Raw genomic sequence first — 12628 nt, 5'->3', positions numbered from 1 at the left:
GTTCTTCACTGGGGTAGATGGCGTACCGGTCCTGATGTTGCAAGGGTCTGCCGCGCTGCAGCGTTCAAGATTGCCTTGATATGCTGCGCAACCGGGTCCGGATGGGTGATCGGGACCATGTGACCTGCGCCGGGGATCACAACCTCGGAAGCGTTCGGGATACGACGGGCCAGCGTTTGGTGGATCACAGCGATAATCGGATGCGTGTCTGCCCCGCGGACCAGCAGCGTCGGGCAGGTGATCTGCTCGGGTCTGCCGGGCGAAAGCAAGCCCGCGTGGTCGTGCAGCAGCACCTCTTCTGTTTCGCGGATAAAGTGCATCTGGCTGGTAAACCTGGCGCGTTCCGCTTCACGCACCCCCTGCCAGGACCGGCCATCCCCCCAAACAGCGGTAAACGCCTGTGCAGCGGTCTCCCAGTCTTCTTGCCTTAACGCTTCGGCAAAGGCCGCCGCGTCATCCCTGTAGGATTGCAGCGCCGCCGGATCGCTTTCCTGTGCCGCTGCGAACAAAACGGGTTCGATCAGCGTCAGGCTGCGGACCGCGCGCGGGTTTTCCAAAGCGACGCGCAACGCAACTGTTGCACCGAAGCTGTGGCCGACCACATGGCCACTTTTGCCAAGGCAATCCCGGGCAATAGCGGTCACCTGATCATGGATATTGCACCGATGATCCCACGCCGCACTGCGCCCATGGCCGGGCATGTCCGGGGCAATCATGGTCAGGCGATCCGACAGACCGTCCGCCAGCCGCGACAGCGACTTGGACTGGGCCAAGGCGCAATGCAGCAGAACCGCCCGTTCATCCCCATGGCCGAAATGCCGTTCAAAGACGGGAAACCCACCCCTGAGCATCTGCATCCTCAAAGCTTGCCGGACAGATACAGGTCCAGATCCTCGATCCGGTCCTGCCCCCAGAACCTCTGGTCTGTGTCAGTGATGTAGAACGGGGCCCCGAACACGCCGCGCGTCACCGCCTCTTCAAGGTTGGCCGCATAGGTTTCGGCCCCAGCCAGCAACCCGCTATCGGCCAGTGACGGGTCAAACCCCGCGTCCTGCAAGGCACCGCGCACAACGTCGTCCTGGGCGATATCCTTGTCATCGGCCCAGACGGCGGCCATGAACCCATGCACCAGTTTGCCAAGGTCGCCACCGCCCGCAGCTTGCGCTGCGATGATCGCATATGACGAAGGAGCCGCATTGGTGGGCCAAAATGCCGGTTTCAGGTTGATGGGCAATTCAAGTTTCTTCGATTGTCGCACTAATTCCTGTGCGCGCAGTTCCAGCCGGCTGGGGTGACGATCCTTCGGAGGTGTCCCACCCGTCCGCCCAAAGAGCGTCGCAATATCCACGGGTTTGTAGGTGACACTTGCCCCGTGTTTGTCTGCCACCTGTTCCAACCGGGTACCGGCAAGATAGGCGTATGGCGACAGTGTTGAGAAAAAGTAATCAATGTGGGCCATCCGGCACCCTTTCAGCGTGTATCCTTTGCGGAACGGTAGGCCCATGCTAAGGCGAGCGCAACGTCGCGAATCTGCCAAAATGACTCACGGAGCTTTCCCCATGCCGTCCATCGATGAACCCAAACTGATCTCTGGCAATGCCAATATGCCGCTCGCCACGGGCATCGCACGACGCATGACGATGTATCGCGGGATGTCTGTCGGATTGGTTGATGCCCGTGTCGAACGCTTTAACGATCAGGAGGTCTTCGTCGAGGTGTACGAAAACGTCCGTGGCGAGGATATGTTCATCATCCAGCCAACCTCGAACCCGGCCAATGACAACCTGATGGAACTGCTGATCATGTCCGACGCGCTGCGCCGGTCATCGGCCGCGCGCATCACGGCCGTGATCCCCTATTTCGGCTATGCCCGTCAGGACCGCCGCACCAAGGCGCGCACGCCCATCACCGCCAAGCTGGTGGCCAACATGATCGCCGAAGCCGGGATCGAACGCGTTCTGACGATGGACCTGCACGCCACGCAGATCCAGGGCTTCTTCGACATGCCGGTCGACAACCTTTATGCGTCGCCGATCTTTGCTTTGGATATCCTCAAGCAGTTTGACGGTGATACGTCGGAAATCATGGTCGTGTCCCCGGATGTCGGCGGCGTGGCCCGCGCGCGGGAACTGGCCAAGCGGATCAACGCGCCGCTGTCCATCGTGGACAAACGCCGCGAAAAGCCGGGCGAAGTCGCCGAAATGACGGTGATTGGGAGCGTCAAAGACAAGAAGTGCATCATTGTCGACGACATCTGCGACACCGCAGGAACCTTGTGCAAGGCGGCCGAGGTGCTGATGGAACACGGGGCCACCGAAGTGCATTCCTACATCACACACGGCGTGCTGTCCGGACCAGCGGTCGAACGGGTCACGAATTCGGTGATGAAATCGCTTGTCATCACCGACAGCATCGAAGCAACCGAAGCAGTCGCCAACGCCAAGAACATTCGCATCGTGCCAACAGCCCCGATGTTTGCGCAAGCGATCCTCAACATCTGGAACGGCACATCCGTGTCATCGCTGTTTGAAACCAATACACTGGGCCCGATTTACGAAGGCCTTCTGTAAGGCAATCCGCTCCACTGATGACCCTTGAAGACGCGTCGAACCCCATGGTTCGGCGCTTTTCTGCATGTCCCAGCCTTGATCCGCGCGGGTCCACCCAGCTTTGGCTCCACACGCATTTCATCCAAGTCGCATTTTTGCGACGCGACATGTCGTGGTTGGCGCAACGCGGGCTCTGTCTTCGGGGTTCAATGAAGCCGCTTGATCCAAATTGGTTTCCGACGGACGATCAGGCACGTCCATCACCATGCCAAGGACCAACGAACATGCCCACCGGACCTGCACCGTTCACGCAAGCTGAATATGACCGCCGTATCGCCCTGACGCGGGCTGCGATGCAGGATGCCGGTCTGGACGCGATGTTCGTCACCGACCCGTCCAATCAGGCGTGGCTGACCGGGTATGACGGCTGGTCCTTCTACGTGCACCAAGGTGTTCTGTTGCGGATGGAGGGGGAGCCGATCTGGTGGGGTCGCCATATGGACATGCTGGGCGGGCGACGGACCTGCTGGATGTCGCATGACAACATTCTTGGGTATGGCGATCACTACGTGCAATCGACGGTGCGCCATCCGATGCAGGATCTTGCCAGCCATCTTGGTGCGCTTGGCCTTGATCACGGGCGCATCGGTGTCGAGATGGAGAATTATTACTATTCTGCCAAGGCTCACGCCGTTCTGACCGAAGAGCTGCCCAATGCGACGTTTATTGATGCAACGGCACTGGTGAATTGGCAGCGGCTGGTCAAGTCGGATGAGGAGCTCAGCTTTATCCGCAAGGCGGCCCGAATCTCGGAAAAAGTCATGCAAACCGCCATCGACCGCGCCGCGCCCGGCGTGCGCAAGAACGATCTGGTGGCCGACATCTTTCACGCCGGGATCACGGGTGTGGACGACATCTGGGGCGATTACCCCGCAATCGTACCCTTGACGCCGTCCGGGCTCGACGCGACAGCTGCCCATCTGACATGGAACGGGGATGCAATGCGCGAAGGCGAAGCCACGTTCTTTGAACTGTCCGGCTGCTATCGCCGCTACCACGCGCCTTTGTGCCGAACCGTGTTTCTGGGCACACCACCACAGGACATGCTGAACGCCGAACAGGCGCAGCTTGAAGGGATCGAGGCAGGTTTAAACGCCGCCCGCGCAGGCAACCGCACCTGTGACATTGCCAATGCGTTTATCGACGTGCTCAAGAAACACGGCATCCATCGCGAAGGCCGGTGCGGGTATCCCATCGGACTCAGTTACCCACCGGACTGGGGCGAACGCACCGCGTCGATCCGGGCCGAGGATGAGACCGTCCTGCAACCGGGGATGACGTTTCACTTCATGCCCGCGCTTTGGATGGACACGTGGGGGCTGGAGACAACCGAGACCATCCTCATTACCGAGGACGGCTCGGCAGAGGCACTGTGCACCCTGCCCCGCAAGCTGTTCATCAAGGACGTACAGTGACGCCTCTGGATCGCAGCATCGCCATCCTGCGCGATCTGATCGCTTTCCCCACTGTGTCCGCAGACAGCAACCTCGACATGATTGTCTACATGGCCAGTCTGCTGCAGGACGCAGGGGCCAAATGCGATGTGATCTCGTCGCCCTGTGGGCGAAAGGCCAACCTGTTTGCAACGCTTGGACCCGAAACCGATGGCGGGATCCTTTTGTCCGGGCACAGTGACGTGGTTCCGGTCACGGATCAGGACTGGTCAAGTGATCCGTTTGAAATGGTGCAACGGGACGGTCGGCTTTATGGACGTGGCGCCTGCGATATGAAAGGCTTTATCGCGGCAACACTTGCGCTGGCGCCGCTTTACGCAGAACGCGTCGGCGCCCGCCCTTTGCATTTCTCCTTCACTTACGACGAAGAGACCGGCTGTCTTGGTGCGCAGCATCTGGCACAGGTGCTGCAAGAGCGGGGCGTGACGCCGGGTGTCGCGATTGTCGGTGAACCCACCAAGATGCGCATCATTGACGGGCACAAGGGGTGCTATGAATACACCACCCGGTTCACCGGATTGCCCGGTCACGGGTCGCTGCCGGATCACGGTGTCAACGCGGTGGAATACGCCGTGCGCTATGTCAGCCACCTGCTGTCGCTAAAGGACGACTTGCGTCAGCGCGCGCCAACGGACAGCCGGTTTGATCCCCCTTGGACCACCGTCAATGTCGGCGCGCTGACCGGGGGCGTGGCGCATAATGTCATCGCGCCGACCGCACAGGTGGATTGGGAAATGCGCCCGGTCCAGATCAGTGATGCGGATCACGTCAAACACAGCCTGCAACGGTTTTGCGACGAAACCCTGCTTCCGCAAATGCAAGCGGTGCATCCCGATGCGACCATCGTGACAGAAACCATCGGAGAGGTCGCAGGTCTTGTCCCGACCAGCGAAAACGAGGCCAGACGGATCGTATCGGAACTGACAGGCTCCAACACATCAGACCTTGTCGCGTTTGGCACCGAAGCGGGGATCTTCCAGTCGATTGGCATGGATGTCGTTGTTTGCGGTCCGGGATCGATCGAGCAGGCGCACAAGGCGGATGAATACGTCGCGGTTGATCAACTTGAACACTGCGTCCGAATGCTGGAACGGCTGGCAGAGCGTCTTTGACGTCCAAAGCGTCAGATCACGTCCCAATCATCTTCGCCGGACACGGCTCCGACCGCCAACCATGATATCCGCACGCGCGCGACGCGGGTGTCCTTCCAGGTCCGAAACACGGCGTCGAACCCGGCTTCGGTCACGTTTTCAGCCTTCAGATCCGCGCGGACGTTGTGGGCGCTGTCCATGTCCCACAAGGTCAACGACACATGCACCGCCGGAGGGGCCGAAAAAGGCTGCTCGAACGCGATCCATTGGCTGCGCGACCGCGATCCTTCGCCGGTCCACATGTCTCCGCCTTCCTCGAAGTCGGAAAACAGGTCAACCGACCCCTGAGCAATCCCTACACGCGCACTGTTTACGATCTGCATCTACCGACCTTCGAAACGCCCCGCGATGGCATAGCGGATGCGGGGCGCAGAACAAAACGAAAAAGCCCCGCACTGCTGCGAGGCTTTGATCTTTGGAAACGAAATCGCGTTTACAGCGATGGTTGTTTCGGGGACAGACCGATATGTCCGCCAATGGCGACCATGTCGGACAAAAGCTTGACTGCGTCGTCCACTGGTCCGGGCTCGTTCTTGAACGTTTCCTTGACCTGCTGGTACGCCGCATGCGCTTCGTCGACCATCGCCTCGTAAGCGGCCTGATCAACCTCTGCCTTGGGCACGGCACGTTCGGCCAGAACGGACAGGCTTTCGCCCAGCTCGGCAAACCCACCGGTGACAACGAACTCTTCGGTGCCGGTTTCGGTTTCCACCGTCAGGATGCCCGGACGCAGCGTCGTGATCAGCGGCGCGTGGTTTGGCATGGCGGTCATATCGCCATCCGCACCCGGGATCTGCACCGACTTGACCTGAGTAGACATCAGGCTGCGTTCGGGGCTGACCAGATCGAATTGCATGGTATCTGCCATGTGGTTCTCCGTTCACATCGGGTGCGGGTCGGACCCACACCCTTTTTGCGATTTACGCGGCTTCCGCGGCCATCTTTTCGGCTTTGGCTTTCACATCTTCGATGCCGCCAACCATGTAGAACGCACCTTCGGGAAGGTGGTCATACTCGCCGGCAACAACCGCTTTGAACGACGCGATGGTGTCTTCAAGCGGAACCTGAATGCCGTCAGAACCGGTAAAGACCTTCGCAACGTCAAACGGCTGCGACAGGAAGCGTTCGATCTTACGCGCACGCGCCACGGTCAGTTTGTCGTCCTCAGAGAGTTCGTCCATGCCGAGGATCGCGATGATGTCCTGAAGCGACTTGTAGCGCTGGAGAACCTGCTGAACGTCGGTGGCAACCTTGTAGTGCTCTTCGCCGATGATCAGCGGATCAAGCAGACGCGATGTGGAGCCAAGCGGGTCCACAGCCGGGTAGATGCCTTTTTCCGAGATCGAACGGTCCAGAACGGTTGTCGCATCGAGGTGCGCAAACGATGTCGCGGGAGCCGGGTCGGTCAAGTCGTCCGCAGGGACGTAAACGGCCTGAACGGAGGTGATCGAGCCGTTCTTGGTCGAGGAGATGCGTTCCTGCATCGCGCCCATGTCGGTGGCCAGTGTCGGCTGGTAGCCCACAGCAGACGGGATACGACCCAAGAGAGCCGACACCTCGGAACCCGCTTGTGTGAAGCGGAAGATGTTGTCGACGAAGAACAGAACGTCAGACCCCGATTCGTCGCGGAACTGTTCGGCCAGTGTCAGACCGGACAGGGCAACACGCATACGCGCACCGGGAGGTTCGTTCATCTGACCGTAGACCAGAGCAATTTTGCTGTCTTCCATCTTTTCCGGAACGATAACGCCGGATTCGATCATCTCGTGATACAGGTCGTTGCCTTCACGCGTCCGTTCACCCACGCCCGCAAACACGGACAGACCAGAGTGCACTTTCGCGATGTTGTTGATCAGTTCCATGATGAGAACCGTCTTGCCAACGCCCGCACCGCCGAACAGACCAATCTTACCACCCTTGGTGTAGGGGGCGAGCAGGTCGATGACCTTGATGCCTGTTGTCAGGATTTCGGTCTCGGTCGACTGTGCCGCGAAGTCCGGCGCGTCACCGTGGATCGCGCGGGTTTCCTTGGTTTCAACCGGGCCCTTTTCATCAACCGGGTCGCCGGTGACGTTCAGGATGCGGCCAAGCGTGGCTTTACCAACTGGCACCTGAATGGGCGCGCCTGTGTCGGTCACGGGGGCACCGCGCACCAGACCTTCGGTGGCGTCCATCGCAATGGTCCGAACCGAGTTTTCGCCAAGGTGCTGGGCCACTTCCAACACCAGCGTCTTGCCGTTGTTGTCTGTGGTCAGCGAGTTCAAAATAGCTGGCAGGTCGCCGTCGAACTGAACGTCCACGACGGCACCGATCACCTGAGTGATTTTGCCTGTTGCGTTTGCCATGTTTCGTCTCCGGTCTTTAGAGCGCTTCCGCGCCCGAAATAATTTCGATCAGTTCGTTGGTAATCACGGCCTGACGTGAACGGTTGTATTGGATGGTCAGCTTTTCGATCATCTCACCCGCGTTGCGCGTTGCGTTGTCCATCGCGCTCATCCGGGCACCCTGTTCAGAGGCACCGTTCTCAAGCAGCGCTGCAAAGATTTGCGTCGCAACTCCGCGCGGCAGAAGGTCAGCCAGAATGGCCTCTTCGTCCGGCTCGTAATCGTAAAGCGTTGTCGCCTCAGCGCTGTCATCTTCAGGGGCCTCGAACGCCGCCGGGATGATCTGCTGTTCGGTCGGGATTTGGCTGACCACGTTCACGAACTTCGCGTAGAAGATCGTGGCAACATCAAATTCACCGCCGTCAAAGCGGCCAAGGATGTCCTTTGCGATGCCTTGCGCGTCGGCGTAACCGATCCGCTTGACTTCGCTCAGATCAACGTGCCCGACGAAGTAGTCGCCAAAGTCACGCTTCATTGCATCGCGACCTTTTTTGCCGACTGTCAGGATCTTGAGCGTTTTGCCCTGACCCAGAAGCTCGGTCGCTTTCTGCTTTGCCATCTTGGCGATGTTGGCGTTGAAGCCACCACACAGACCGCGTTCCGACGTCATGACGACAAGCAGATGCACGTCGTCCTTGCCCGTCCCGCTGAGCAGTTTTGGCGCGCTGTCGCTGTCGCCAACCGACGCCGCCAGCGCCCCCATCACAGCGTTGAAACGCTCTGTATAGGGACGCGACTGTTCGGCAGCATCCTGTGCCCGCCGCAGTTTCGCGGCGGCCACCATTTGCATGGCCTTGGTGATCTTGCGGGTCGATTTGACCGACTCGATCCTGTTTTTCAGGTCCTTAAGACTTGGCATTGCCCAGCCTCCTTACGAGAAGTCAGCGGCGTATTCGTCCAGCGCGGCCTTGATCTTGTCAGCCAGCTCGCCCTTCACCTTACGGTCGTTATTGGTGATATCGTCGAGCAGGTCCTGATGCTTGCCACGCAGATGCGCGAGCATACCGGCCTCAAAGCGGCCCACATCGGACACTTCGACTTTATCAAGGTAACCGTTGGTGCCTGCGAAAATCGCGCAAACGATCTCGGCGTTGGTCAGCGGCGAATACTGTGGCTGCTTCATCAGTTCGGTCAGACGCGCACCACGGGCCAGCAACTGCTGGGTGGAGGCATCAAGATCGGACCCGAACTGCGCGAACGCGGCCATTTCGCGGTACTGAGCCAGCGACAGTTTCACCGGACCTGCAACCGAAGACATCGCCTTGGTTTGCGCCGAAGACCCCACACGAGACACCGACAGACCAGTGTTCACCGCCGGGCGGATACCTTGGTAGAAGAGTTCGGTTTCAAGGAAGATCTGACCGTCGGTGATCGAAATCACGTTTGTCGGAATAAACGCGGAAACGTCACCACCCTGGGTTTCAATGACCGGCAGAGCCGTCAAGGAACCAGACCCGTGATCTTCGCCCAGCTTCGCGGAGCGTTCCAGCAGGCGCGAGTGGAGGTAGAAAACGTCACCCGGATACGCTTCACGGCCCGGTGGGCGACGCAGAAGCAGGGACATCTGGCGATAGGCAACGGCCTGCTTGGACAGGTCATCATAGATGATCAGCGCGTGGCGGCCATTGTCACGGAAGTGCTCGGCCATGGACGTTGCAGCGTAAGGTGCAAGGAACTGCAGAGGCGCCGGATCGGACGCTGTCGCAGCAACCACGATGGAATATTCAATCGCGCCGCTCTCTTCGAGCTTTTTCACCAGCTGCGCCACAGTCGAACGCTTCTGACCAATCGCAACGTAGATGCAGTAGAGCTTCTTGCTCTCGTCATCGCCGGCTGCGTCGTTATAGGATTTCTGGTTCAGGATCGCGTCCAGAGCAACGGCGGTTTTACCGGTCTGACGGTCACCAATGATCAGCTCTCGCTGGCCACGACCAATCGGGATCATGGAGTCGACGGCCTTAAGGCCAGTTGCCATCGGCTCGTGAACCGACTTACGCGGGATGATGCCCGGCGCTTTTACATCCGCGATGGAGCGTTCGGTTGTTGCAATCGGACCCTTGCCGTCAATCGGGTTGCCCAGACCGTCCACAACACGACCCAGCAGAGCGTCACCAACCGGCACGTCCACAATCGCGTTTGTACGCTTGACGGTGTCGCCTTCTTTGATGTCCCGGTCGGACCCGAAGATAACGATACCGACGTTGTCGGATTCAAGGTTCAGCGCCATGCCGCGAATTCCGCCGGGGAATTCGACCATTTCACCGGCCTGAATGTTATCGAGGCCATGAACACGCGCGATACCGTCACCAACGGAAAGGACGCGGCCCACCTCGGTGACTTCGGCGTCCTGCCCGAAGTTCTTGATCTGCTCCTTAAGGATCGCAGAAATTTCGGCTGCTTGGATACCCATTTATCCGACCTCTTTCATTGCATTCTGGAGGGAGTTGAGCTTGGAGCGGATCGACGTGTCGATCATCTTCGAGCCCACTTTAACGACAAGACCGCCGATGAGGCTTTCATCAACGGTCGCATTGATCTTAACGTCTTTGCCAATTTTCGCTTTCAGCGTCTTGGCGAGTTCCTTTGCCTGGGCCGCGGAGAGCTTTACGGCAGAGGCAACGTCTGCCGTCACTTCGCCCTTTTCTTCCGCGATCAGGTCGCGCAGGCGTGCCACCATCTGGGGCAGAACAAACAGACGACGCTTAGACGCCATCAGCGCCAGCACGTTCTGCATTGTCTTTGTCAGACCCATCTTGGCCGCGACAGCTGAAATCGCTTTCGATTGTGCATCGCGGCTGTAGATGGGCGAATGGATCAGGTCTCTCAGATCGGCGCTGCTAGACAGCGCTGCCGACAGGTCGTCGAGGTTGGATTCAAGCTTGTCGAGCTCTTTACCCTCTTTGGCCAGGTCAAAGACGGCCATGGCATAGCGGTCTGCAATGCCAGAGGAAATGGATGCTGATTCAGACACGTCCACCCTTCCGCTAGTTTGCCTCCGAGCCCCCGTAATCACCGGTGGTCAGAGGTGTGTTCAGTTTGGCGAATGCCGTATGGCATAGAAATCAGCGCGGATGTAGCAGAGGCTTTCAAAGCCCGCAACACGGTATGATGAATTAGGAAAAGTCGCCATTTTCCTTATTTACAAGGGGTTAACGCGAAGTGCGACGGAATGCGCGCAAGGAAATTGCGCCAAGCTGACCAGTTTTGTCGCCTTTTGCGATTCCTGTTAGCGCGAACCAGCCGGAATCCGTTTTAAACGATCCGCATCCCCTGTGGCCCGTGACACAGGGCCAGAACGCGATCCGGCGCACAGCATCTCAACCCCTGCGCGTGCAGAGAATGAGGCGCACGGTCGCGAATATGAACGCACATCCCGACCCGCACGGGTGCAGCCACGACTACGACGGTGTCGGCATCCGCGCACGCGCCGGTTTGGACGATGGCGACGGCACCAGATTGCCCAGCGGGTTCAGCACACGGTTTGTGGCCCGCGTCCCGCTTGGTTTGGGATGGATCTTCGTCACCTCCACCATGAACAACCCACCTGCCACGAACGCAGACACACTGCGCCCCATCTTTTCCCAGAACGGTCCGGTCTTCATCCAAAAGCGGCGGGTCGAGGGTGGCTGATACAGTACAGCCGTGTGGCGGCGCGGTTCGAAATGATGCGCCTTGAGCTGTGCCTCAAGCTGCCCCATCGAATAGGGGCGGCCATAGCCAAACGGCGTCTCATCAGACCGCGCCCAAAGCCCCGACCGGTTCGGAACAATGAACAGCCCCTTTGCCCCCGGCGCCAGAACCCGCCAGCATTCGTCGAGCAGCGCTGACTGGCGCTCTGACGTCTCAAGCCCGTGCATCAGGACCAGCTTATCGAACCGGTCATTTTCCACCGGCCAAAGCGTTTCTTCGCACAGCACCGACACGTTCGGCAATTCCGCAGGCCAGTGCATCACACCCTGCTGTGCGGGCATCAACCCAATGATCCGCCGCGCATCCTTCAGATACGGGCGCAGCAAAGGCACTGCAAAGCCGAATCCACCCAGCGTTTCGTTCTTCGCCTCCGGCCAGAACGCCTGCACCTGATCCCGAACCACGCGCTGCGCCACACGACCGATGGCGCTTCGGTAATAGAAGTTGTGCAAGGTCTGCACATCAAGGTGCATTGCGGCCTCCGTTCTGTTCGGCCAAGGTCAGCAAAACGCGCTCGCCGCAACTGTAACCGCGAAAGTTGAAAACGCCATGCCTCTCGAACTTGTCACGATCCCTGCACTTTCCGACAATTACACCTATCTTCTGCACGACGCCAAAAGCGGCGCAACTGCCTGCATCGATGTGCCCGAGGCAGACCCCATTCTTGCCGAACTGTCGAAACGCGGATGGTCTTTGACCGAGATCTGGCTGACCCACCACCATCACGACCACATCGGCGGCGTTGACGGTCTTTTGGCGGCGCATGATGCCAAGGTCACCGGCGCAACCGCAGACATTCATCGCCTGCCGCCACTGAACCGCGAGGTCGCGGACGGCGATGTCTTTATGTTCGGAGGCGAAGAGGTGACCGTTCTGGACGTCTCGGGGCACACAAACGGACATATTGCCTTTTCGCTGCCCGGATCGGGCTATGCTTTCACCGCAGACAGCTTGATGGCGCTGGGATGCGGACGGCTTTTTGAAGGCACCGCGCCGCAAATGTGGGACAGTCTGCAAAAGCTTGCAGCCCTCGATCCGGACACGGTGATTTGCTCCGGACACGAGTACACGCAGGCAAATGCAAAATTCGCCATCACCATTGATCCGGACAACGCGGACTTGAAAGACCGCATCGCGCGCATAAATTCTGCACGGGACAGGAACGAGCCCACTGTCCCCAGCACTTTGGCCGAAGAACTGGCAACCAACCCGTTCCTGCGCGCCGCTGACCCTGAAATTCAAGCGCAACTCGACATGATCGGTGAAGATCCGGTTGATGTTTTTGCTGAAATCCGGACCCGGAAAGACCACTTCTGACCCAAATTGAGTCTCTGGTGCCA

13 protein-coding genes are annotated in these 12628 nt (G+C 59.1%); 4 read left to right on the top strand and 9 right to left on the bottom strand.

Translation table 11 applies throughout. From position 1 onward, the window contains the following. Window positions 1-5: 5 nt before the first annotated feature. Complete coding sequence (locus MWU54_RS09480; protein ID WP_247082531.1) at window positions 6-857, bottom strand: alpha/beta hydrolase; 852 nt, start codon at window positions 855-857, stop codon at window positions 6-8. A gap of 2 nt (window positions 858-859) precedes the next feature. Then, window positions 860-1459: a 2-hydroxychromene-2-carboxylate isomerase gene (locus MWU54_RS09475; RefSeq protein WP_247083999.1), complete on the bottom strand. Its 600-nt coding sequence runs from the start codon at window positions 1457-1459 to the stop codon at window positions 860-862. A 100-nt stretch (window positions 1460-1559) separates the two neighbouring features. Here MWU54_RS09475 and MWU54_RS09470 point away from each other — a divergent pair, with 100 nt between their 5' ends. From MWU54_RS09470 to argE, 3 genes are all read left to right on the top strand, one after another. Further along, on the top strand, window positions 1560-2570 hold the full coding sequence (locus tag MWU54_RS09470; protein ID WP_247082529.1) for a ribose-phosphate pyrophosphokinase: 1011 nt from the start codon (window positions 1560-1562) through the stop codon (window positions 2568-2570). A 263-nt stretch (window positions 2571-2833) separates the two neighbouring features. After that, complete coding sequence (locus MWU54_RS09465) at window positions 2834-4024, top strand: M24 family metallopeptidase (RefSeq protein WP_247082527.1); 1191 nt, start codon at window positions 2834-2836, stop codon at window positions 4022-4024. Next, entirely contained in the window at window positions 4021-5175 is a 1155-nt protein-coding gene (gene argE / locus MWU54_RS09460) for an acetylornithine deacetylase (RefSeq protein WP_247082525.1), read from the top strand. Before MWU54_RS09465 ends, argE begins: the two co-directional genes overlap by 4 nt. An 11-nt stretch (window positions 5176-5186) precedes the next feature. On the opposite strand, the gene MWU54_RS09455 is transcribed toward argE, so the two are convergent. The 7 genes from MWU54_RS09455 to MWU54_RS09425 form a co-directional block, all read right to left on the bottom strand. Next, window positions 5187-5537, bottom strand: a complete 351-nt coding sequence (locus tag MWU54_RS09455) for an H-type lectin domain-containing protein (protein ID WP_247082523.1) — start codon at window positions 5535-5537, stop codon at window positions 5187-5189. A gap of 110 nt (window positions 5538-5647) precedes the next feature. Continuing rightward, entirely contained in the window at window positions 5648-6082 is a 435-nt protein-coding gene (locus MWU54_RS09450; RefSeq protein ID WP_247082521.1) for a F0F1 ATP synthase subunit epsilon, read from the bottom strand. 52 nt (window positions 6083-6134) lie between these two features. After that, complete coding sequence (atpD, locus tag MWU54_RS09445; RefSeq protein ID WP_247082519.1) at window positions 6135-7559, bottom strand: F0F1 ATP synthase subunit beta; 1425 nt, start codon at window positions 7557-7559, stop codon at window positions 6135-6137. Between the two features lie 16 nt (window positions 7560-7575). Beyond that, window positions 7576-8457 (bottom strand): F0F1 ATP synthase subunit gamma, encoded by an 882-nt coding sequence (locus MWU54_RS09440; protein WP_247082517.1) that lies wholly within the window; start codon window positions 8455-8457, stop codon window positions 7576-7578. A 12-nt stretch (window positions 8458-8469) separates the two neighbouring features. After that, entirely contained in the window at window positions 8470-10008 is a 1539-nt protein-coding gene (atpA, locus tag MWU54_RS09435; protein WP_247082515.1) for a F0F1 ATP synthase subunit alpha, read from the bottom strand. Further along, a complete protein-coding gene (locus MWU54_RS09430) occupies window positions 10009-10575 on the bottom strand; it encodes a F0F1 ATP synthase subunit delta (protein ID WP_247082513.1) in 567 nt (188 codons plus the stop codon). A 421-nt stretch (window positions 10576-10996) separates the two neighbouring features. Then, window positions 10997-11761 (bottom strand): methyltransferase domain-containing protein, encoded by a 765-nt coding sequence (locus MWU54_RS09425; RefSeq protein ID WP_247082511.1) that lies wholly within the window; start codon window positions 11759-11761, stop codon window positions 10997-10999. Window positions 11762-11837: 76 nt separating this feature from the next. Between MWU54_RS09425 and gloB the strand changes: the two genes are divergently transcribed. Then, window positions 11838-12605: a hydroxyacylglutathione hydrolase gene (gene gloB, locus MWU54_RS09420; protein WP_247082509.1), complete on the top strand. Its 768-nt coding sequence runs from the start codon at window positions 11838-11840 to the stop codon at window positions 12603-12605. The last annotated feature ends 23 nt before the right edge of the window (window positions 12606-12628 follow it).

It is taken from the genome of Marivita sp. S6314 (assembly GCF_023015985.1).
GTDB lineage: Bacteria > Pseudomonadota > Alphaproteobacteria > Rhodobacterales > Rhodobacteraceae > Marivita.
This window is presented reverse-complemented; position numbering and strand designations above follow the sequence as displayed.